At 72.9% G+C, this 21,170-nt stretch carries 21 protein-coding genes; 6 read left to right on the top strand and 15 right to left on the bottom strand.

Going from position 1 to position 21,170, the window contains the following annotated elements:
- Positions 1-15 precede the first annotated feature (15 nt).
- Both ABZZ17_RS23570 and ABZZ17_RS23575 read left to right on the top strand, forming a co-directional pair.
- Positions 16-855 (top strand): helix-turn-helix transcriptional regulator, encoded by an 840-nt coding sequence (locus tag ABZZ17_RS23570; RefSeq protein ID WP_356878283.1) that lies wholly within the window; start codon positions 16-18, stop codon positions 853-855.
- Entirely contained in the window at positions 852-1,091 is a 240-nt protein-coding gene (locus ABZZ17_RS23575; protein WP_356878284.1) for a DUF397 domain-containing protein, read from the top strand. The genes ABZZ17_RS23570 and ABZZ17_RS23575 overlap by 4 nt, the downstream gene beginning before the upstream one ends.
- Here ABZZ17_RS23575 and ABZZ17_RS23580 read toward each other — a convergent pair.
- Positions 1,088-2,005, bottom strand: coding sequence for an HNH endonuclease (locus ABZZ17_RS23580; protein ID WP_356878285.1), 918 nt, complete (start codon positions 2,003-2,005; stop codon positions 1,088-1,090). The two genes, ABZZ17_RS23575 and ABZZ17_RS23580, sit on opposite strands and share 4 nt — an antisense overlap.
- A 188-nt stretch (positions 2,006-2,193) precedes the next feature.
- Here ABZZ17_RS23580 and ABZZ17_RS23585 point away from each other — a divergent pair, with 188 nt between their 5' ends.
- Complete coding sequence (locus ABZZ17_RS23585) at positions 2,194-2,781, top strand: alpha/beta hydrolase (RefSeq protein WP_356878286.1); 588 nt, start codon at positions 2,194-2,196, stop codon at positions 2,779-2,781.
- Positions 2,782-2,873: 92 nt separating this feature from the next.
- Here the strand turns inward: ABZZ17_RS23585 and gatB are convergent, their stop codons facing one another.
- The 10 genes from gatB to ABZZ17_RS23635 form a co-directional block, all read right to left on the bottom strand.
- Entirely contained in the window at positions 2,874-4,388 is a 1,515-nt protein-coding gene (gatB, locus tag ABZZ17_RS23590) for an Asp-tRNA(Asn)/Glu-tRNA(Gln) amidotransferase subunit GatB (RefSeq protein ID WP_356878287.1), read from the bottom strand.
- A gap of 16 nt (positions 4,389-4,404) precedes the next feature.
- Positions 4,405-4,650 carry a hypothetical protein gene (locus ABZZ17_RS23595; RefSeq protein ID WP_356878288.1) on the bottom strand — a complete coding sequence of 82 codons (246 nt, stop codon included), beginning with the start codon at positions 4,648-4,650 and terminating at the stop codon, positions 4,405-4,407.
- Positions 4,647-6,146 carry an Asp-tRNA(Asn)/Glu-tRNA(Gln) amidotransferase subunit GatA gene (gene gatA, locus ABZZ17_RS23600; protein ID WP_356878289.1) on the bottom strand — a complete coding sequence of 500 codons (1,500 nt, stop codon included), beginning with the start codon at positions 6,144-6,146 and terminating at the stop codon, positions 4,647-4,649. The genes ABZZ17_RS23595 and gatA overlap by 4 nt, the downstream gene beginning before the upstream one ends.
- A gap of 5 nt (positions 6,147-6,151) precedes the next feature.
- The gene (gatC, locus tag ABZZ17_RS23605) at positions 6,152-6,448 is read right to left on the bottom strand and encodes an Asp-tRNA(Asn)/Glu-tRNA(Gln) amidotransferase subunit GatC (RefSeq protein ID WP_356878290.1); all 297 of its coding nucleotides are present in this window, start codon (positions 6,446-6,448) and stop codon (positions 6,152-6,154) included.
- Between the two features lie 207 nt (positions 6,449-6,655).
- The gene (locus ABZZ17_RS23610; protein ID WP_356878325.1) at positions 6,656-8,704 is read right to left on the bottom strand and encodes a bifunctional diguanylate cyclase/phosphodiesterase; all 2,049 of its coding nucleotides are present in this window, start codon (positions 8,702-8,704) and stop codon (positions 6,656-6,658) included.
- Positions 8,705-9,247: 543 nt separating this feature from the next.
- Positions 9,248-11,449, bottom strand: a complete 2,202-nt coding sequence (gene ligA / locus ABZZ17_RS23615) for an NAD-dependent DNA ligase LigA (RefSeq protein ID WP_356878291.1) — start codon at positions 11,447-11,449, stop codon at positions 9,248-9,250.
- A 30-nt stretch (positions 11,450-11,479) separates the two neighbouring features.
- Positions 11,480-12,463, bottom strand: a complete 984-nt coding sequence (locus ABZZ17_RS23620; RefSeq protein ID WP_356878292.1) for a methionine synthase — start codon at positions 12,461-12,463, stop codon at positions 11,480-11,482.
- The gene (locus tag ABZZ17_RS23625; RefSeq protein WP_356878293.1) at positions 12,460-13,149 is read right to left on the bottom strand and encodes an SDR family oxidoreductase; all 690 of its coding nucleotides are present in this window, start codon (positions 13,147-13,149) and stop codon (positions 12,460-12,462) included. Before ABZZ17_RS23625 ends, ABZZ17_RS23620 begins: the two co-directional genes overlap by 4 nt.
- Before the next feature lie 89 nt (positions 13,150-13,238).
- Positions 13,239-13,583 carry a DUF1330 domain-containing protein gene (locus ABZZ17_RS23630; RefSeq protein WP_356878294.1) on the bottom strand — a complete coding sequence of 115 codons (345 nt, stop codon included), beginning with the start codon at positions 13,581-13,583 and terminating at the stop codon, positions 13,239-13,241.
- Positions 13,584-13,687: 104 nt separating this feature from the next.
- Positions 13,688-14,755 (bottom strand): helix-turn-helix domain-containing protein, encoded by a 1,068-nt coding sequence (locus ABZZ17_RS23635; RefSeq protein WP_356878295.1) that lies wholly within the window; start codon positions 14,753-14,755, stop codon positions 13,688-13,690.
- 126 nt (positions 14,756-14,881) lie between these two features.
- Between ABZZ17_RS23635 and ABZZ17_RS23640 the strand changes: the two genes are divergently transcribed.
- A complete protein-coding gene (locus tag ABZZ17_RS23640; protein ID WP_356878296.1) occupies positions 14,882-15,805 on the top strand; it encodes an NADP-dependent oxidoreductase in 924 nt (307 codons plus the stop codon).
- Between the two features lie 25 nt (positions 15,806-15,830).
- Here ABZZ17_RS23640 and mnmA read toward each other — a convergent pair whose 3' ends face one another.
- On the bottom strand, positions 15,831-16,961 hold the full coding sequence (gene mnmA, locus ABZZ17_RS23645) for a tRNA 2-thiouridine(34) synthase MnmA (RefSeq protein WP_356878297.1): 1,131 nt from the start codon (positions 16,959-16,961) through the stop codon (positions 15,831-15,833).
- A gap of 68 nt (positions 16,962-17,029) precedes the next feature.
- Here mnmA and ABZZ17_RS23650 point away from each other — a divergent pair, with 68 nt between their 5' ends.
- Together ABZZ17_RS23650 and ABZZ17_RS23655 are read left to right on the top strand one after the other, a co-directional pair.
- Entirely contained in the window at positions 17,030-17,701 is a 672-nt protein-coding gene (locus ABZZ17_RS23650) for an N-acetylmuramoyl-L-alanine amidase (protein ID WP_356878298.1), read from the top strand.
- A gap of 80 nt (positions 17,702-17,781) precedes the next feature.
- Positions 17,782-18,015 carry a hypothetical protein gene (locus tag ABZZ17_RS23655; protein ID WP_356878299.1) on the top strand — a complete coding sequence of 78 codons (234 nt, stop codon included), beginning with the start codon at positions 17,782-17,784 and terminating at the stop codon, positions 18,013-18,015.
- 62 nt (positions 18,016-18,077) lie between these two features.
- Here ABZZ17_RS23655 and ABZZ17_RS23660 read toward each other — a convergent pair whose 3' ends face one another.
- The 3 genes from ABZZ17_RS23660 to ABZZ17_RS23670 all read right to left on the bottom strand — a co-directional run bounded on the left by ABZZ17_RS23660 (position 18,078) and on the right by ABZZ17_RS23670 (position 21,062).
- On the bottom strand, positions 18,078-19,241 hold the full coding sequence (locus tag ABZZ17_RS23660; protein ID WP_356878300.1) for a cysteine desulfurase family protein: 1,164 nt from the start codon (positions 19,239-19,241) through the stop codon (positions 18,078-18,080).
- A gap of 208 nt (positions 19,242-19,449) precedes the next feature.
- Positions 19,450-20,301, bottom strand: coding sequence for a thioesterase family protein (locus ABZZ17_RS23665; protein ID WP_356878301.1), 852 nt, complete (start codon positions 20,299-20,301; stop codon positions 19,450-19,452).
- 104 nt (positions 20,302-20,405) lie between these two features.
- On the bottom strand, positions 20,406-21,062 hold the full coding sequence (locus ABZZ17_RS23670) for a trimeric intracellular cation channel family protein (protein ID WP_356878302.1): 657 nt from the start codon (positions 21,060-21,062) through the stop codon (positions 20,406-20,408).
- Positions 21,063-21,170 lie beyond the last annotated feature (108 nt).

The following is a 21,170-nucleotide window of genomic DNA, read 5'->3' on the forward strand; positions in this document are numbered from 1 at the left end:
GGGGAAGGGTGCAGCATGCCCCACAGCAGCAAGAGCCACCGCAACAGGCCGCAGCGCAACGCCTCTTGGAAGGTCGTCGGCGTCATGCTGGCCCACCACCGCAAACGTGCCCTGCTCACCCAGGAACAGCTGGCCGAACGGGTCTACTGCGACGGCGAGTCGATCGCCTCGGTGGAACAGGGCCGCCGTGCGCTCTCCGTCAAACTGGCCGTCCTCATCGACGAGGTACTCGGCACCCACGGCGCGATGCGCACGGCGGCGGAGGCCATTCCGCGGCGCGAGCGGTACCCGGCGTTCGCCCGGGAGTACATGGAGCACGAGGAGGAGGCGCTCAGCCTGTTCTCGTACCAGAACTCGGCCGTCCCTGGCCTGCTCCAGACCCCGGAGTACGCGGCGGCCGTCTTCTCCAACTTCTACCCGCCACTGCCCGCTGACCAGATCTCACAGCAGACCGAGGACCGGATCTCCCGCCAGGCCCTGTTCCACCGCAAGCCGCAGCCCCCGGTGATGCATTTCATCATCGAAGAACACGTACTGAAGCGCCCCATCGGCGGCCGAGAGGTGATGCGCGGCCAGCTCCGCCACCTGCGCGAGATGTCCGAACTCCCCTTCGTCGGCATCCAGATCATCCGCACTGACCGCGAGACCCATGCGGGACTGAACGGTTCGATGATCCTGCTGGAAACCCCCGACCACGAGCAGCTCGGCTACCTGGAAGGCCAGCACGTCAGCTTCCTCCAGGACGACCCCGACGAGGTCCATCTCCTCCATCTCAAATATGGGATGCTGCGTTCGCAGGCCCTGTCGCTCGAAGACAGCAAGCGCCTGCTGGACGAGCTGCTAGGAGAGTCATGACGCACCAACTGGCCTGGTTCAAGTCGAGCTACAGCGGTGATGCGGGTGGCGACTGCCTCGAAGTCGCCTACCACTGGCGCAAGTCGAGCCACAGTAGTGACGCGGGGGGCGCGTGCGTCGAGGTCGCCGCCCATCCCGCCGCCGTCCACGTCCGCGATTCCAAGGTCACCGACGGCCCGGTCCTCACCGTCGCCCCGGCCACCTGGACGGCGTTCCTCGCCGGGGCGGGGTCCTAACCCTCCCCCGCGAGGCGCCTCTTGTGCGCCTTCCTCGCCACCTTCCGGAAGCGCTCGCGCAGCACCTCCGCGCGGGCTCCCCGGGTCTTCATCGCATGGCAGTTGGGGCACAGGGCGATCATGCGCTTCGGGTGGTCCCGCCCGCCCGAGGCGTGGTCGTCGATGTGGTCGACCTCCAGGAGCGGCTCCCCGCGCACGGTCGTGTCCTGCGGCATTCCGCCGCAGTCCGGGTTCTCGCAGCGGCCCCCGCAGCGCTCCAGCACGGCTTCGACCGCCCTCGGGTCCCGGTACCGCTCGACCGTCGCCGGGCGTTCGACGGTCCGCAGCCGCGTCGCCGCCTCGTCGGCCTTGATGGCCCGGCACAGCCGCCGGTACGGGTCCTGCGCCGGAGCCGGGGTCGGGGCCGCCGGTGCCGCGTCCGCGTACCGCCCGAAGTAGGCGGCTGCCCCGGCCGGCAGGAGCGTCAGTGTCGGGCGGGCCTTGAGGTGCGCCCGTACCTCCTCGGGCAGCCCCGGGTAGGGCTCGTCCCCCTCGACGGTCAGCCAGTTCACCGCCCGACGCCGGGCGAAGGCCCGGTCCCGCGTCTCGACGTAGTAGGCCGGTCCCGCCACCACCCCCACGTGCACGTCGTACGGAGCCTTCGCGGCCACGACGACGTCCCCCTCGGACATCCGGTCGACGAACGACTGCACCGCCCTGGTGACCCGGTAGACCTTGGACTCCGACCAGCCGGGCTGCTCGGCCCTCACCAGGTCACGGGCCGCCTCCGGACTCAGTCCCACCGGTATCTCGGGCGCCTCGCGCCAGTCCATGGCGCAGTATCCGTCGGCCACCCACTCCAGTACCCGGTAGATCCCGGTCTGGTGCTCGAACCCGCGGGCGAGCCAGTACCTGCGTTCCACCTCGTTCCCCATGCGCGGAAGGCTACGTGTGCGATCACCTGCTCCCCGAAGGAGCCCCCCGTCCGCCGATCCGCCCACCCTGGAGGGAAGTTGACCACCGAACCGCCCTCGAACGCCCCGCCCGTGGTCCTGGTCGCCGCGGCCGGAACCGCGGCCGGCACCTGGCCCCGCTCCTGCCCGCGCTCCGGGCGCACGGCCGGGTGATCGCCCAGGACCGTCCCGGGCTCGGTACGCGTCCGCCCGGGCCGGTACCCACCCTGGCGTCCTCCGTCGCCGACCTGGCCGCGCTGCTGGACGCCGCCGGGCCGGGCCCGTACGTCCTGGTCGGGCACAGCTGGGGCGGGCTGCTCGTCCAGGTACTGGCGTGGCAGCGGCCGGAGCGGGTGGCCGGGCTGGTGCTGCTGGACCCCGCGCACGAGGAGTTCCGGCCCCCGCTGGTCCGGGCCGCCGACGCGCTGTCCGGGGCCCTGCTCGTGCTGCGGCGCACGCCGGGGGCCCGGACCGTACGGGCGGAGTACGGGCTGGCGGCCCGGCACGCGGCGGAGCTGCGCCGGCTGCGAGCCGCCCGCGCGCTGCCCGACGTACCGGTGACGGTGCTCAGCGCCACGCGCGGACTCCCCCGGCGGCTGCGGGCGCGCTGGACGGGGCTCCAGGCCGGGGTGGCGGCGGGCGCGGCCCGGGGGCGGCACGCCGAGGTGGCGAACGCCGGGCACTACCTCCACGAGGACCGGCCCGAGGAGGTCGCGCGGGCCGTCCTGGACGTGGTCGGGCGGGTCCGGGGACGGTGAGTGCGGGTCGCGCCCCCGCCGCACGCGGTGGCGCGGAAGGGCCCCGCACCCCCGTCGGGGGTGCGGGGCCCTTCCGGCCGTGCGGTGAGGGGTCAGCCCTCGGTGACGCCCAGGCGCTCCAGGATGAGTTCCTTGACGCGCGCGGCGTCGGCCTGGCCGCGGGTGGTCTTCATGACCGCACCGACCAGCGCGCCGACGGCCGCGATCTTGCCGCCGCGGATCTTGTCCGCGATGGCCGCGTTGCCCGCGATGGCCTCGTCCACGGCCGCGCCGAGCGCGCCCTCGTCCGAGACGACCTTCAGGCCGCGCTTGTCGACGACCTCGTCCGGGGTGCCCTCGCCGGCGAGGACGCCCTCGATGACCTGGCGGGCCAGCTTGTCGTTGAGCGAGCCGTCCGCGACCAGCGCCGCGACCCGGGCCACCTGGGCCGGGGTGATCGGCAGCTCGTCGACGACGACGCCCTGCTCGTTGGCGTTGCGGGCCAGCTCGCCCATCCACCACTTGCGCGCCGCGGCCGAGTCCGCACCCGCCTCGATCGTGGCGACGATGGAGTCCACCGCGCCCGCGTTGAGGATCGACTGCATGTCGTGCTCGGTGACGCCCCACTCCTCGCGGAGCCGGTTGCGGCGCACGCGCGGCATCTCGGGCAGACCGCCGCGCAGCTCCTCGACCCAGTCGCGGGCCGGGGCCACGGGCACCAGGTCGGGCTCCGGGAAGTACCGGTAGTCCTCGGCGTTGTCCTTGATGCGGCCGGCCGTGGTGGAGCCGTCCTCCTCGTGGAAGTGCCGGGTCTCCTGCACGATCGTGCCGCCCGACGAGAGCACCGCCGCGTGGCGCTGGATCTCGAAGCGGGCCGCGCGCTCGACGGAACGCAGGGAGTTGACGTTCTTGGTCTCCGAGCGGGTGCCGAACTCGGACTCGGGGGTCGGGCGCAGCGACAGGTTCACGTCGCAGCGCATCTGGCCCTTGTCCATGCGGGCCTCGGAGACGCCGAGCGCCTTGATGACCTCGCGCAGCTCGGCGACGTACGCCTTGGCGACCTCGGGGGCCCGCTCGCCCGCGCCCTCGATGGGCTTGGTGACGATCTCGATGAGCGGGATGCCGGCGCGGTTGTAGTCCAGCAGGGAGTGGGACGCGCCGTGGATGCGGCCGGTGGCGCCGCCGACGTGCAGCGACTTTCCGGTGTCCTCCTCCATGTGGGCGCGCTCGATCTCCACGCGGAAGATCTCGCCGTCCTCCAGCTGTACGTCGAGGAAGCCGTTGAAGGCGATCGGCTCGTCGTACTGGGAGGTCTGGAAGTTCTTCGGCATGTCCGGGTAGAAGTAGTTCTTCCGGGCGAAGCGGCACCACTCTGCGATCTCGCAGTTCAGCGCGAGACCGATCTTGATGGCGGACTCGACGCCGATCGCGTTGACGACCGGGAGGGAGCCGGGCAGACCGAGGCAGGTGGGGCAGGTCTGCGAGTTGGGCTCGGCGCCCAGCTCGGTCGAACAGCCGCAGAACATCTTGGTCTTGGTGCCGAGCTCGACATGGACCTCAAGGCCCATGACGGGGTCGAACGAGGCGAGAGCGTCCTCGTACGACAGGAGTTCGGTGAAGGTGGTCACGGTGAAACTTTCCCTCTCAGCCCAGCAGGACGTCGTCGTCGCCCAGGCGCTTCAGCTCGCGGTACAGGATCGCGAGGCCGGTGACGATGGCGGCGGCGGACACGGCGGCGTCGATCAGCTTCAGCGTGTCGTGCTCGACGCGGGCCTTCTTGACCTGCTTGATCACGCTCAGGGCGCCGAAGGCGGTGGTGCCGATCGACAGGTAGGTCCCGGTCTTGGACTTCTTGAAGCCCTTGGCCTTGGACAGTGCACTGGTGCTCACAGCGACGGTGCCTCCTCAAGCAGCGGGTGACCCCAGCGTGCGACGAAGGCGGCCTCGACGGCGGCACCGACCTTGTACAGGCGGTCGTCCTTCATCGCCGGGGCGATGATCTGGAGCCCGACGGGGAGACCGTCCTCCGGGGCCAGGCCGCAGGGCAGCGACATGGCGGAGTTGCCGGCCAGGTTGGTCGGGATGGTGCACAGGTCCGCGAGGTACATGGCCAGCGGGTCGTCGGTGCGCTCACCGATGGCGAAGGCGGTGGTCGGGGTCGTCGGGGAGACGATGACGTCGACCTGCTCGAAGGACTTCTCGAAGTCCTGCGTGATGAGCGTGCGGACCTTCTGGGCCGAGCCGTAGTACGCGTCGTAGTAGCCGGAGCTGAGCGCGTACGTGCCGAGGATGATGCGGCGCTTGACCTCGTCGCCGAAGCCGGCTTCGCGGGTCAGGGCCGTGACGTCCTCGGCGGACTTGGTGCCGTCGTCGCCGACGCGCAGGCCGTAGCGCATGGCGTCGAAGCGGGCCAGGTTCGAGGAGCACTCGGACGGCGCGATCAGGTAGTACGCGGCCATCGCGAGGTCGAAGGACGGGCAGTCCAGCTCGACGATCTCGGCGCCGAGCTCCTTCAGGAGCTCCACCGACTCGTTGAAGCGCTGGACGACGCCGGCCTGGTAGCCCTCGCCGGCGAACTGCTTGACGACGCCGACGCGCATGCCGGCGACGGAGCCGTTGCGGGCCGCCTCGACGACCGGCGGGACCGGGGCGTCGATGGAGGTCGAGTCGAGCGGGTCGTGGCCGGCGATGACCTCGTGCAGGAGGGCCGCGTCCAGGACCGTACGGGCGCAGGGACCGCCCTGGTCGAGGGAGGAGGAGAAGGCGACCATGCCGTAGCGGGAGACGCCGCCGTACGTGGGCTTCACGCCGACGGTGCCGGTGACGGCGGCGGGCTGGCGGATGGAACCGCCGGTGTCCGTGCCGATGGCGAGCGGGGCCTGGAAGGCGGCCAGCGCGGCCGCGGAGCCGCCGCCGGAGCCGCCGGGGATGCGGGTGAGGTCCCACGGGTTGCCGGTGGGGCCGTAGGCGCTGTTCTCGGTGGAGGACCCCATGGCGAACTCGTCCATGTTGGTCTTGCCGAGGATGACGACGTCGGCTTCCTTCAGCTTGCGCGTCAGGGTGGCGTCGTAGGGCGGGATCCAGCCTTCGAGGATCTTCGAACCGACGGTGGTCGGGACCCCGACGGTGGTGAAGATGTCCTTGAGGGCGAGCGGTACGCCGGCCAGCGGGCCGAGCTTCTCGCCGGCCGCGCGCTTCGCGTCGACGGCGCGGGCCTGGGCGAGGGCGCCCTCGCGGTCGACGTGCAGGAAGGCGTGGACCTTCTCGTCGGTCGCGTCGATGCGGGCCAGGTGGGCTTCGGTGACCTCGACGGCCGTGAGTTCGCCGGAGGCGATCTTCTCGGCGGTCTCGGCGGCCGTGAGCTTGATGATGTGCGTGTCGGTCATGGCTGTTAGTCCTCCCCCAGGATCTGCGGCACCTTGAAACGCTGCTGCTCCTGGGCGGGAGCGCCGGAAAGCGCCTGCTCGGGGGTGAGCGACGGACGGACCTCGTCCGCGCGCATGACGTTGGTCAGCGGCAGCGGGTGGGAGGTCGGCGGGACGTCTTGGTCGGCGACCTCGGAGACGCGGGCGACCGCGCCGATGATGTCGTCGAGCTGTCCGGCGAAGTGATCCAGCTCGTTGCTGGACAGCTCAAGGCGCGCCAGCCGAGCGAGGTGGGCGACCTCCTCGCGCGTAATGCCAGGCATGCAGCGATCCTCTGGGGGTGGGTGGACGTGTGGTTTGGTCCCAATCCTATGGGGCCCGCCCCCCGACGCACTAAACGGTTACCGCCGGGCCCGGACACGGGAACCGCGGCCGGGCCGTCCGGGCGGCCTACCGACCCGGTCCGCCGGGCCGGTCCGCCGGGCCGGTCCGCCGGGCCGGTCCGCCGGGCCGGTCCACGGGAGCCGGATCTACTGGGCCGGGGTCTCCGCCGTGGCGGCCGCCGCGGCGGCGAGCTCGGCGGTGATGTCCGCCGGGCGGCGCCAGCCGCGCTCGCCGCGGGCGAGGAGCCAGGCGGTGGCCTCCTGCGGCGGCATCGCGGCGGCCACCAGCCAGCCCTGCACCGCGTCGCAGCCCAGGTCGCGCAGCCGCTCCCAGGTCTCGTCGTCCTCGACGCCCTCGGCGACGACGAGCAGTCCCAGGGAGTGCGCCAGGTCCACCGTGCACCGCACGATCTCCGCGTCCTGGGCGTCCACGGCGAGCCGGGCCACGAAGGAGCGGTCGATCTTCAGCTCGCTGACCGGCAGGCGGCGCAGGTGCACCAGGGAGGAGTAGCCGGTGCCGAAGTCGTCGAGGGACATCTTGACGCCGTGCCCGGTCAGCCCGGCCATGGTGTCGGCGGCCCGCTGGGGGTCCTCCAGCAGGACGTGTTCCGTTATCTCCAGCTGGAGGCCGCTCGCCGGGACCCCGTGCCGGGCGAGGCGGGCCGCGACGGCTCCCGCGAAGCCGGGCGTGTGGACGTCGCGGGGCGAGACGTTGACGGCGACGGGCACCTTGAGGCCCTGGGCGCGCCAGCGGGCGACCTGGGCGAGGGCCGTCTCCAGGACGTACTCGGTGAGGTGCGGCATCAGACCGGAGGTCTCGGCGATCGCGATGAACTCGTCCGGGGGGACCCGCCCGCGTTCCGGGTGCACCCAGCGGACCAGCGCCTCCAGCCCGGCGACCTGCCCGTCGAAGCGGACCTTCGGCTGGTAGTGCAGTTCCACTTCGCCGGCGTCGAGGGCGCGCCGCAGGTCGCCGAGGAGTCCGAGGCGGTCCGGGGTGTTGCTGTCGCGCTTGGACTCGTAGACCTCGACGCCCGTGCGGTCGCGCTTCGCCTGGTACATGGCGACGTCCGCGCGGCGCAGCAGCCCCTCGGCGTCGAGGGCGTGGTCGGGGAAGACCGCGAGTCCGGCGCTGGCCTCCAGGACGAGGGTCAGGCCGTCCAGGTCGAGCGGGGAGCTGAGCTCGGCGACGAGGTGGCGGGCGACCCGCTGGGCGCTGGTGGTGGAGTCGGCGACGGGCAGCAGTACGGCGAACTCGTCACCGCCGAGGCGGGCCACTTCGGCGTCCTGGGGCAGGGCCTGGCGCAGCCGGTCGGCGATCTGGAGGAGCAGCCGGTCCCCCGCCAGGTGGCCGAGGGTGTCGTTGACCGCCCGGAAGCGGTCCAGGTCGATCAGCACAAGAGCTGACCGGGTGCCCAAACGTTCAGCCTCGTCCAGGGCCGACCAGGCGCGTTCCAGCAGCCACTGCCGGTTCGGGAGCCCGGTCAGCGGGTCGCGCAGCTGTTCCTCGGCCCGTGCGCGGGCGATCCACAGGGTGGAGTCGAGTGCGATGAGCGGTACGGCGAACAGCGGCAGCAGGACGGGCAGGCTGACGGCGACCACGCAGATGAGGGGGGCGATGCCGAGCAGGGCGGCGGCCACCAGCGCCTGCCGGAGCAGGGCGGTGCGGGCGACGGTGGGCAGGCCGCCGCCGCGCGGGTTCAGCGCGCACCACAGCAGGAGCCGGGTGACCGCGAGGTAGGTGACGGCGACCAGGACGACTTCGGGGATGTCGGCGAGGCCCCAGGTGGCGGGCTGCCAGGGCGTCTCGACGCTCGGCGCGTCGCCGAAGGCGGCCAGGACGAGGGCTCCCGCGCCGATGCCGAGGATGTCGACGCAGCCGTGCAGCAGTCCCTGCCGCCAGCGGTGCCGGCGTGCGGCGCCGACCAGGGTGACGACGGCGAGCGAGACGAGTCCGGCGGGGACCCAGCCGTAGAGGAGGAGCACGCCGAGGGTGAGGGCGGCGCCCGAGCCGGTGCCGCCCCACCAGCGGTCGCGGCCGAGGGCGACCAGGTGGCCGACGATGACGCCGGTGAGGAGGGCCAGCGCCCAGCCCACCGTGCCGCCGGGGAACAGGGCTTGACGGTCGGTCAGCGCGGAGACGATGCCGCCCGCGAGGACCACCGCGGCCATGCCGATGACGACGAGGGGCAGCACGGTGCGCCGCTGTCCCTGCGTTCCGCCGCCCGTACCGGTGTCGAGGGGACGGGTCTCCGGTGTCCTGGCACCCAGGACACCGAGCCGGCCCGTCCGCTTGGGCGGGGGTTCCCCGCCGAATTCAGGTGACGGGTCGGCGCTTTCGGTGGGTTTCATGCCCGTCCCTCTCACAGCCGGCGATGCCGATGTCACGCGATGGCCCCGATGTCATGCCATCACGGCCGGAAGCGCATCAGGCAGCCGTGCACGACAGGCGCACCCCACAACAGTAGGACGCGAGAGGCACCCAGGGGCAGCGGTCGGCAGTGGTTGCCCGAATGCGACCCAGCCATCCTCATCAGTACGGTATCCGCCGAACGGGTGAGTTTGGACCAGGACCCCCCGTCACCCTTCCGATGATCCGACAGCCCACCGCCCCATGACCAGGCCTGTACCGGCCGTTTACCACCGGGCGCCGCGCCGGGCGTGCGCCCGCCCGTACGGCCGCACGCCACGCATCCGTTCGCCTCGGCCGCTCCCCCGGAGCGGCTCCCGTGTGGGTTACTACTCCGCCACGGGCCCGCCGTCCAGGGGGAGGGCCGCCTCGCGGGCGGCGTCGGGGCCCTGTTCGAGCAGCACCTCGAAACCGGCGTCGTCGAGGATGGCCAGTTTCAGCTGCACGGCCTTGTCGTACTTCGAACCGGGGTTGTCGCCGACCACGACGAAGGAGGTCTTCTTCGACACCGAGCCGGTCACCTTGGCTCCCCGGCTCTGGAGGGCCTCCTTGGCGCCGTCGCGGGTGTGGCCCTGGAGGGTGCCGGTGACGACGACGGTCAGCCCTTCCAGCGGGCGCGGACCCTGCTCCTCGCCGGAACCTTCCTCCTCCATCCGCACGCCGGCCTCCCGCCACTTGCGGAGGATCTCCTGGTGCCAGTCGACGGCGAACCACTCCTTGAGGGAGGCCGCGATGATCGCGCCGACGCCCTCGGTGGCCGTCAGCTCTTCCTCGGTGGCCTGCTCGATGCGCTCGATCGAGCGGAACTCGCGGGCGAGGGCCTCCGCGGCGACGGGGCCGACGTGACGGATCGACAGGCCGTTGATGACGCGGGCCAGCGGGCGCTCCTTGGCGGCCGCGATGTTCTCCAGCATGGCCAGGGCGTTCTTCTTCGGCTCGCCCTTCTGGTTGGCGAAGACCGTGACGATCTTCTCCTCGCCGGTCTTCGGGTCCCGCTTGGGGAGCCCGCTGTCCGGGTCGAGGACGTACGCCTTGATGGGCAGCAGCTGCTCGATGGTGAGGCCGAAGAGGTCGCCCTCGTCCAGCAGTGGCGGCTCGGCCGGCTCCAGCGGGCCGGTCAGCGCGGCCGCCGCGACCATGCCGAAGTTCTCGATGTCCAGGCTCTGTCTGCCGCCGAGGTAGAAGAGCCGCTCCCGGAGCTGGGCGGGGCAGGTCTGCCCGTTGGGGCACCGGACGTCGATGTCCCCCTCCTTCATCGGCCGCAGCGTCGTCCCGCATTCGGGGCATTCGGCCGGCATCACGAACGCCCGCTCGCTGCCGTCCCGCAGGTCGACCACCGGCCCGAGGATCTCGGGGATGACGTCGCCCGCCTTGCGCAGCACCACGGTGTCCCCGATGAGGACGCCCTTGGCCTTGACGACCTCCTGGTTGTGCAGGGTCGCGAACTCCACCTCGGACCCGGCCACCGTCACCGGCTCCACCTGCGCGTACGGGGTCACGCGGCCGGTGCGGCCGACACCGACCTTGATGTCGATCAGCTTGGTGTTGACCTCTTCGGGCGCGTACTTCCAGGCGATCGCCCAGCGCGGCGCGCGGGCCGTGGAACCGAGCCGGCCCTGGAGCGCGATCTCGTCGAGCTTGACGACCACGCCGTCGATCTCGTGTTCCACCGAATGCCGGTTCTCGCCGAATGCGGAGATGAACCCGCGCACTTCGGCGAGCGTGGAGACCACCTTGTTGTGCCGGGCGGTCGGCAGGCCCCACTCGCGCAGCAGCTCGTACGCCTGCGACTGGCGCTCGATCTCGAAGCCCTCGCGGGCGCCGATGCCGTGGACCACCATGTGCAGCGGGCGGCTCGCGGTGACCTTGGGGTCCTTCTGGCGCAGCGACCCGGCCGCCGCGTTGCGCGGGTTGGCGAAGGGCTTGCCCTCCGCCTCGACGAGCCGCGCGTTGAGCTCCTCGAACTTCTCCATCGGGAAGTAGACCTCGCCGCGGATCTCGACCAGCGCCGGGATCCGGTCGCCCTTGAGGCGGTCCGGGATCTCGGCGATGGTGCGGACGTTGGGCGTGATGTCCTCGCCGGTGCGGCCGTCGCCGCGGGTGGCGGCGCGGGTGAGGCGGCCGTTCTCGTAGGTCAGGTTGACGGCGAGGCCGTCCACCTTCAGCTCGCACAGGTAGTGGTAGTCGGAGGTGTTCGCGTCCCGGGCCACGCGCTCGGCCCAGGCCGCCAGTTCCTCGTCGTCGAAGGCGTTGTCGAGGGAGAGCATCCGCTCCCGGTGCTCGACGGACGCGAAGTCCGTCTCGTACGCCCCGGCCACCTTCTGGGTGGGCGAATCGGGCGTACGCAGCTCCGCGTACTGCTCCTCCAGCGCCTCCAGCGAGCGCAGCAGCTTGTCGAACTCGGCGTCGCTGACGACCGGCTGGTCGTTCACGTAGTACCGGAAGCGGTGCTCCTCGACCTGTTCGGCCAGCAGCGCGTGCTGCTCACGCACCGCCGCCGGTACTGCCGTGTCCTGCTGTTCGGCTGCCATGCCGTGTCCTCCCGTGGCCCGTCTCGACCGTCACTCAGGGTTGTCGGCGAGCGACCTCGCCGCCCTGACGCAATGGGCCTGCACCGCGCGGGCGTAGGCGGGCGAGGCGCCCGCCAGACCGCACGACGGAGTGACCACGACGGACTCGGCGAGAGTCCCCGGAGCCAGTCCCAGCCTGCGCCAAAGCTTCCTGACACCCATGACGCTACCGCCCGGGTCCGACAACACGGTGTCGGTGCCGGGCACCACTCCGGCGAAGAGTTTCAGCCCGCCTTCGACGGCTTCCCCGAGGGCGTCGTCCTCGCGCTCGGTGAGCAGGGAGAAATCGAACGAGACGCCCGCGGCGCCGGCCCGCTTCAGCAGTCCGAAGGGGACCTCGGGGGCGCAGGAGTGCACGACGACCTCCCCGTCGTGGACGGCGAAGAGGTCCCGCAGGGTGCCTTCCACGACCTGCCGGTCGACGGCCCGGTAGGTGCGGTAGCCGCTGGCCGAGCGGACCCGGCCGAGGAGGACGGCGGTGAGGGACGGTTCGTCGTACTGGAGGACGATCTCGGCTCCGGGGATCCGCTTGCGCACGTCCGCCAGGTGCTCGCGCAGGCCTTCCGCGAGGGATCCGGCCAGGTCCCGGCAGGCTCCGGCGTCCTGGAGCATCGCCTCGCCGCCGTGGAGTTCCAGGGCGGCGGCCAGCGTCCACGGCCCGACGGCCTGGACCTTGAGCTTGCCGGTGTAGCCCTGGGTGAACTCCTCCAGTGCGTCCAGGTCCTCGCCGAGCCAGGAGCGGGCGCGGCGGGTGTCGCGGCCCGGGCGGTCGCTGATGCGCCAGCCGCTGGGCTCGACGTGGGCGTACAGGTCGACGAGCAGCCCGAGCGAGCGGCCGATCATGTCCGCGCCGGGGCCGCGGGCGGGCAGCTCGGCGAGGTACGGGAACTCCTCGAAGGAGCCGGTGACGGTCTTGGCGGCCTCGCGGGCGTCGCCGCCGGGCAGCGAGCCGACTCCGGTGGCGCTCGCGGTCATCGGCCGGGCCTCACGGACAGGTCGTTCACCTCGGCGTCGCGGGGCAGGTCGACGGCCATGACGATGGTGGTGGCGACGGACTCGGGGTCGATCCAGGCGGCGGGGTCGTACTCCTTGCCCTCCTGCGAGTGCACCTTGGCCTGCATCGGGCTGGCGGTGCGGCCGGGGTAGACGGAGGTGACGCGGATGCCGTTCGGCTTCTCCTCGGCGCGCAGGGAGTCGGCGAGGGCCTTGAGGCCGTGCTTGGAGGCGGCGTAGGCGCTCCAGTCGGCGTGGGCGGTGAGGCCGGCGCCGGAGTTCACGAAGACGACGGTGGCCTTCGAGGCGCGCAGGGTGGGCAGCAGCAGCCGGGTGACCTCGGCGGGGGCGATGAGGTTGACGTTGAGCTGCTGGTGCCAGGTCTTGGGGCGGAGCTCGCCGACGGGGCCGAGGTCGACGATCCCCGCGACGTGCAGGAGGGAGTCGATGCGCTCGGGGATCGGCTGCTTGGAGAAGGCCCACGACAGCCGGTCGGGGTCGGCGAGGTCTCCCACGAGGGTCCGCGCGCCGGGGTAGAGCTCGACGAGCTGCCGGGCGCGGGCGGCGTCACGGGCGAGGAGGACCAGGTCGTCGCCGCGGGCGTGCAGGCGGGCCGCGACGGCGGCGCCGATGCCGGAACCGGCACCGGTGATGAGGTGAGTAGCCATACGGTCATGCTCGCACCCCGCGGGGGCGCTCCGCGGCCCCGGCCGGGAGCCGGGGGCCGCCCGTGGCGCAGGCGGCCCGGCCGTCCGTGTCAGAGGCCGGCTTCGGCGCGCAGCGCGGCGGCGGTCTTGCGGGCGTCGTAGTCGGCGGGAACGCCCTCGACCAGGACGACCTGGCCCTGGATGTGGTCGGTGCGCAGGGGCAGGATCGCCTGGTAGGCGGGCGAGGCGTACCAGGCGCGGGCCCGCTCGATGTCCGGGAAGCCGACCATCACGATGGTGCCGGGGAAGGGGCCTTCGAGGACCTCGACTTCGGCTCCGTGGACGAGGAAGCGGCCGCCGAAGGGCTCCATGCTCGGCTGGATCTCCTCGATGTAGCGGAGGATGTCCTCGTTCACGGCCTCGGGGCGTATGTGGGCGATGGCGTACGCGGTCATGACGGTCTCCCCTGTCTGCGGGCGGGCCCGGCGCTCCGGGCCGCTGGTCCCATCGTGCCCGAGGGGGTACCCCCCGGGTCGATGACCTCGGAGGTCATGTCAGGTCAGGTCGGGACGGGGGCAGGGGCGGGGGCGGGGGCGGCCGGGCCGTGCGGCTGGAAGGTGCGGCGGTAGGCGATCGGGGAGACGCCGAGGGCGGCACGCATGTGCTGGCGCAGGGAGTTGGCGGAGCCGAAGCCGGCGCGGTGGGCCACGAGGTCGACCGGCAGGTCGCTGGACTCCAGCAAGTGGCGGGCGATTTCGAGGCGTTGGGCGGTGAGCCACTGCACGGGGGTCATGCCGACCTCGTCGCGGAAGCGCCGGGTGAAGGTGCGCAGGCTCATCCGGGCGTGGGCGGCGAGTTCGGCGAGGGCGATGGGCTCGGCGAGGCGTTCCAGGGCCCAGGCGCGGGTGGCCGTGGTGGTGGCGACGGTGGGTTCGGGGACGGGGCGGTCGATGTACTGGGCCTGCCCGCCGTCCCGCCACGGGGGTACGACGCACATGCGGGCGGCGCGGTTGGTGATGGCGACGCCGTGGTCGCGGCGGACCAGGTGCAGGCACAGGTCGACGCCGGCGGACACTCCGGCGGAGGTCAGGACGTCCCCGTCGTCGACGAAGAGGACCTCCTCGTCGACGAGGACGCGGGGGTAGGCCCGGCGGAACTCGGGGGCGAGGTTCCAGTGGGTCGTCGCGGGGCGGCCGTCGAGGAGCCCGGCGGCGGCGAGCACGTAGGAGCCGCTGCAGATGGAGACCAGGCGGGTGCCGGGGCGGATGCCGGCGATCGCCGCGGCCACCTCGGGCGGCAGCGGTCCCCCGAGGCTCAGCTCGGGCATGGCGTGGGTGGGCGGGATGATCACGGTGTCGGCGGCGGCGAGGGCCTCGGGCCCGGCGGCGGGCTGGATGGCGAATCCGGAGTCGCTCGTCACCGGGCCGCCGTCGGCGGTGCAGACGACGACCTCGTACAGGGCCGCTCCGTCCTCGTCCACGGCGCTGCCGAAGACCCGGGAGGGGATGCCCAGCTCGAACGGGGGGAAGCCCGGGAGGGCGAGGACCGCGACCAGGTGGCGGCCGTCGGTGCCGCTCCGCCCGGTCGGTCCCGCGGTTGCCGTCGGTTCCGTACGCGCCTCGCTCATGGCCAGATCCTGTCACATAGTGGCCGGACGGCCAATACCACGGGTCGGCGCCGTGTCCGAATCTGGGACACGTCGCCGGGGAACTGCCCGGTACGGACGCAATCGGACGGAATGAGGCGGACTGACATGCGCGCGATGGTCGTGAACGAGTGGGGCGGCCCCGAGACCCTGGTCGAGCGGGAGATCGAGCGCCCGGAACCCGGGCTGGGCGAGGTCCTGGTCCGGGTGCACGCGGCCGGCGTGAACCCGGTCGACTGGAAGACCCGGGCCAGCGGGGCCCTGATCAGCTGGGGCGAGACTCCGATCGTCGGCTGGGACGTCTCCGGCACGGTCGAGGCGGCCGGCCCCGGCGTGACCCTGCACAGCGCGGGCGACGAGGTGTACGGGATGCCGCTCTTCCCGCGACAGGCGGGCGCCTACGCCGAGTACGTGGTGGCCCCGGCCCGGCACTTCGCCCGCAAGCCCGCCTCCCTGGACCACGTGCAGGCGGCCGCGCTGCCGCTGGCGGCCCTCACCGCGTGGCAGGCGCTGGTGGACACCGCCGGCGTCACGGCCGGGCAGCGGGTACTGGTCCACGCGGCGGCGGGCGGCGTGGGGCACCTGGCGGTGCAGATCGCCAAGGCGCGCGGCGCGTACGTCATCGGCACCGCGAGCGCGGCCAAGCACGAGCTGCTGCGCGGGCTGGGCGCCGACGAGCTGATCGACTACCGGGAGCAGGACTTCACGGAGGCGGTCTCCGAGGTGGACGTGGTGATCGACGCCCTCGGCGACGGGACCGCCGAGCGCTCCCTGAAGGTGCTGAAGCCCGGCGGCCACCTGATCTCCCTGCCGGGACCGGACTCCGTACCGGCGGACGCCGGCACGGCGCGCGCCGTCTGGCTGCTGGTCGACCCGGACCTCAAGGGCCTGGAGGGCATCGCCGCGCTGGCCGACGCGGGGCTGCTGAGGCCCCTGGTGGACACGGTGCTGCCGCTGGAGCAGGCCGCGAAGGCCCACGAGATCGGCGAGCTCGGCCGGACCACCGGCAAGATCGTCCTGACGGTGGTCTGAGCCGTACGAAGCCCGCCGCGCCGCCTCAGACGGCGGCCGCGGCCCGCGTGGTGGTGGCGATGGTGGCGGAGCCGACCACGCGGGTGCCGTCGTAGAGCACGATCGCCTGGCCGGGGGCCACGCCGCGGACCGGCTCGGTGAAGGAGACGCGCAGCTCGCCGTCCACGACCTCGGCGAAGACCTCGGTCTCGCCGCCGTGGGCGCGCAGCTGCGCGGTGTAGGTGCCGGGGGCGGCGGCCACGGCGCCGCACCAGCGGGGGCGGATCGCGGTGAGGGCGCTGACGTCGAGGGCCTCGACGGGGCCCACGGTGACGGTGTTGTTCACCGGCGAGATGTCGAGGACGTAGCGCGGCTTGCCGTCGGCGGCGGGGTGGCCGATGCGCAGGCCCTTGCGCTGGCCGATGGTGAAGCCGAAGGCGCCCTCGTGGGTGCCGACCTTCTCACCGGTCTCGTCGACGATGTCGCCCTCGGCCTTGCCGAGGCGGTTCGCGAGGAAGCCCTGGGTGTCGCCGTCGGCGATGAAGCAGATGTCGTGGCTGTCGGGCTTCTTCGCGACGGCCAGGCCCCGCTCCTCGGCCTCGGCGCGGATCTCTTCCTTGGTGGTGAGGGTGTCGCCGAGCGGGAAGAGGGCGTGGGCCAGCTGCTTCTCGTCGAGGACGCCGAGGACGTACGACTGGTCCTTGGCCATGTCGGAGGCGCGGTGCAGCTCGCGGGAGCCGTCCTCGTTCAGGACGACGGTGGCGTAGTGACCGGTGCAGACGGCGTCGAAGCCGAGGGCGAGGGCCTTGTCGAGGAGCGCCGCGAACTTGATCTTCTCGTTGCAGCGCAGGCAGGGGTTCGGGGTGCGCCCGGCCTCGTACTCGGAGATGAAGTCCTCGACGACGTCCTCGCGGAAGCGCTCGGCGAGGTCCCAGACGTAGAAGGGGATGCCGATGACGTCGGCGGCGCGGCGGGCGTCGCGGGAGTCCTCGATGGTGCAACAGCCGCGGGCGCCGGTCCGGAAGGACTGCGGGTTCGCGGAGAGCGCCAGGTGGACGCCGGTGACGTCGTGCCCGGCTTCGACCGCGCGGGCGGCGGCGACGGCGGAGTCCACGCCGCCGGACATGGCGGCCAGGACGCGAAGGGGGCGGGCGGTGCGCGGCAGGTTCTCAGTCATAGCACCGTCCAGGGTACGGGGAACCGGGCGGGGTCACAGCGCGTTATCGGCTGTGGGGGGTGGATCACATGACCGAGCAGACGGACAAGGGCGGGAAACGGCCGGGCCGGACCCGCAGGGCGGTGCTCTTCGGCGGGCTGGGAGTCGTCGCGGCGGCGGCGGTCGCGGGGCGCGAGGAGATCGGGCGGGCCTGGTGGCTGTTGCCGGGGGTGTCCAAGCCCCGCAAGGAGGGTGAGCTCGATCACGCGGGGGCGAACTGGACGGCGGCGTCGCCGGCGAACTGGCGGCTGGCCGACCGGCCGGACGACTACCGGGTGGACCGGATCGTGGTGCACGTCACGCAGGGCGGCTTCGCCTCCTCGGTGGACGCGTTCAAGAACCCCTGGCACAAGGCGTCGGCGCACTACATAGTGCGCCAGGACGGTCACATCGAGCAGATGGTGCGCGAGCTGGACGTGGCCTTCCACGCGGGCAACCGCTCGATGAACGAGCGCAGCGTCGGCATCGAGCACGTGGGCTTCGTGGACCGCCCGCAGGACTTCACGGACGCCATGTACACGGCCTCGGCGAAGCTCGCGGCGGACGTCTGCCGCCGTTACGGGATACCCGTCGACCGCAAGCACATCGTGGGGCACTCCGAGGTGCCGGGCGCCGACCACACGGACCCGGGCCGCCACTGGGACTGGGACCGTTACGTCCGCATGGTCCGCGAGGCGCTGGGCCCCGAGAAGACCGGCTGAGTACGCGCACTCATGCGGCTGTCAGTCCCGGGGTGGAGGCTGGACCTCTCGGACGGTATCTACACGAGGGGCGCGGGGCAGTGGACTTCGAAGTCGCAGGCATGACGATCGGCACGGTCGGGACGGACGGCGACGACCGGGCGATCGAGTTCGCCGTGAGAGCGCCGGGCGCGCAGGAGGGGGCCCGCTTCGCGATCCACCGCGACCACGACCAGGGCTGGGAGGCCGCACGCCTGACCATCGACCCGCGATCGGACGGCGTCCCGGTGGCGGCGGTCGAGTGGGCGGTGGAGTTCGCCCGCGAGTACCTCTGACCGGAGACTGGGCTCCCCGCGAGGGGCCCGGAGCCGACCGGGCGCCCTCGTGGGGGGTGTGGCTAGCTGAGGCCGGCCGTGCGGGCTCGGGCGACCGCCGGGCCGATGGCGGCGGCCACGGCGGCGACGTCCTCCTTCGTGGAGGTGTGGCCCAGGGAGAACCGCAGCGTGCCGCGGGCCAGCTGTGGGTCGGTGCCGGTGGCCAGCAGGACGTGGCTCGGCTGGGCGACGCCCGCGGTGCAGGCGGAGCCGGTGGAGCACTCGATGCCCTGCGCGTCCAGGAGCAGCAGCAGGGAGTCCCCCTCGCAGCCGGGGAAGCTGAAGTGGGCGTTGGCCGGGAGCCGGTCGGCGGGGTCGCCGCCGAGAACGGCGTCGGGTACGGCGTCCAGTACGGCGGCGATCAGGTCGTCGCGCAGGGCGCCGACCTCCGCCGCGAACCGCTCCCGCCGTTCGGCGGCGAGCACGGCGGCCACCGCGAAGGCGGCGACGGCGGGGACGTCGAGGGTGCCGGAGCGGACGTGCCGCTCCTGCCCGCCGCCGTGGAGCACGGGGACGGGGCTCTGGTCGCGGCCCAGCAGCAGCGCCCCGATGCCGTACGGGCCGCCGATCTTGTGGCCGCTGACGGTCATGGCGGCGAGGCCGCTGTCACCGAACCGGACGTCGAGCTGCCCGAAGGCCTGGACGGCGTCCGAGTGCAGGGGGATGCCGTACTCGCGCGCGACGGCGGCCAGTTCACGGACCGGCATGACGGTGCCGATCTCGTTGTTCGCCCACATGACGGTGGCCAGGGCCACGTCGTCCGGGTCGCGTTCGACGGCTTCGCGGAACACCTCGGGGTGCACGCGCCCGTGCCGGTCGACGGGCAGGTACTCGACCCGGGCGCCCTCGTGCTCGGCGAGCCAGTGCACGGCGTCGAGGACGGCGTGGTGCTCGACGGGGCTGGCGAGGATCCGGGTCCGGGAGGGTTCGGCGTCGCGGCGGGACCAGTACAGGCCCTTGACGGCGAGGTTGTCGGCCTCCGTGCCGCCCGACGTGAAGACCACCTCGCTCGGCCGGGCGCCCAGCGCTTCGGCGAGGGCCTCGCGGGCCTCCTCGACGGTGCGGCGGGCGCGGCGGCCGGCGGCGTGGAGGGAGGACGCGTTACCCGTGGCGGCGAACTGCGCGGTCATCGCCGCAGCGGCCTCCGGCAGCATCGGGGTGGTGGCGGCGTGGTCGAGGTAGGCCATGATCCCCCGATTCTACGAGTCCCCCGGACCCCGGCTCCCCAGCGGGCGGCGGAAACCGTCCGGCCCCGCCGTCCCGTGCCCCGGGCCGCCTCCGCGCAACGCACCGGGCACCGAACGCCGGACGCCGGGCACCGGCGGGCGGGCATGCCGCGCCGGACGTCGCGCGCCCGGCGCGGCGGCGCCGTCCGGCGGGATTTCGGCCGGGTGCCTACCGCGGTGCGCGCGCGAGCTGGCGGGACTGGGCCACGAGGCGGTCCGCGGAGTCCCAGACCTCGGCGTCCTCCTCCAGGAAGCCCCCGGCCATGTTGCGGGTGGTGATGGCGACGCGCAGCGGCCCGGGGGCGGGGCGGCAGCGGATGTGGGTGGTCAGTTCGACGGTCGGGGCCCAGCCCACCAGCCCGAGGTCGAAGGCGGTCGGCGGCAGGGCGTCCACCGCGAGCAGCAGCGAGAACGGGTCGGCGTCGCGGCCGTCGGCCAGCTCGAACCAGGCCCGCATCTCGCCCTTCCCGGAGGGCGCGCCGACGGCCCAGCCCGCGGTGGCCGGGTCCAGCCGCAGCCGGAGGCGGTCGACGATGGCGGAGCTGCCGGGGATGGGGGCGGGGCCGGCCTCGGCGCCGAAGCAGTCCTCGTAGGCGGGGAAGGCGGGCGGCAGCGCTGCGGTCTGCACGGTGTCGGGCAGCGCGGCGAGGTCGCCGTAGGAGGCGAGGACGCGGATGCGCTCGATCTCGGCGCCGTTCTCGTCGAACTGGAACAGCGAGGCCTGGCCGGTGGAGAGGGTGCGGCCGACCCGGACGACCTGGGTGCGGATGACGGCGGGGCCGGGCACCGAGGAGGTCAGGTAGTGGGCGGAGACGGTGAAGGGGTCCGGGTGCGGCAGGGCCGCCGACAGGGCCCGGCCGACCAGGGCCAGCAGGTAGCCGCCGTTGACGGCGGTGATGATCGTCCACCCGGCGGAGAGTTCCGCGTCGTACACCCCGGGCTCTCCCGCGCGGGGGGAGACGGTGGTGTCGCGGTCGAACTCGCTGTCGCCGATGGATGCCTGGGCCGCTGCGTATGACATGGAAACGACGGTACACCGGGAGGCTACTAAGCGGTAGCTTTTGTTTTCTCCCCCGCTCCCGGCCCCGCTCCCGGCCGCCCGGCCCGTGCCCCGACGCCCGCGGCCTACGGTTCCTCGGCCACCGACGAGCGGCGGTTCCAGGCCAGCGGCGCCCGCCAGTGGTAGCGCATGGCGAGCAGGCGCAGCACGAAGGTGGTGACGATCGCGAGACCGGTCGTCACGGCGTTCAGCATGTCGAAGGCGATGAAGAGGGCCACCATGGCGGCTCCGACGACGGCGGGGACGGCGTACATCTCCCGGTCGCGCAGCAGCGAGGGCACCTCGTTGGCGAGGACGTCGCGCAGGACGCCGCCGCCGACGGCCGTGGCCAGGCCCAGGGCGGCTGAGGCGGTCAGCCCGAGGCCGTACTCGTAGGCCTTGGTCGTGCCGGTCACGCAGAACAGGCCGAGGCCCGCCGCGTCGAAGACGTTGATGGCCCGGTTGATCCGCTGGACCTCGGGGTGCAGGAAGAAGACGAGCGCGGCGGCGATCAGGGGCGTCACGAAGAAGCTCAGCTCCCCGAAGGCCGCCGGCGGGACGGCGCCGATGCACAGGTCGCGCAGCAGACCGCCGCCGAGGGCGGTGACGAGGGCGAGCACGGCGATGCCGAAGACGTCGAAGTTCTTGCGTACGGCGAGCAGTGCGCCCGCGGTGGCGAAGACGAAGATGCCCGCGAGGTCCAGCGCGTGCTGGACACCGGGCGGGAAGAGATCGTGGAGCACCCGGCCATTGTCGCCCGGCGACGGGTGGGCGAACGGACGCGCGAACGGAGCGGGGCTCCCGGAACGTGTCCCGGGAGCCCCGCTCCGGCGTTGGCGCAGGTCTCGTCC

The organism is Streptomyces sp. NPDC006512 (genome assembly GCF_040611935.1).
Lineage (GTDB): Bacteria > Actinomycetota > Actinomycetes > Streptomycetales > Streptomycetaceae > Streptomyces.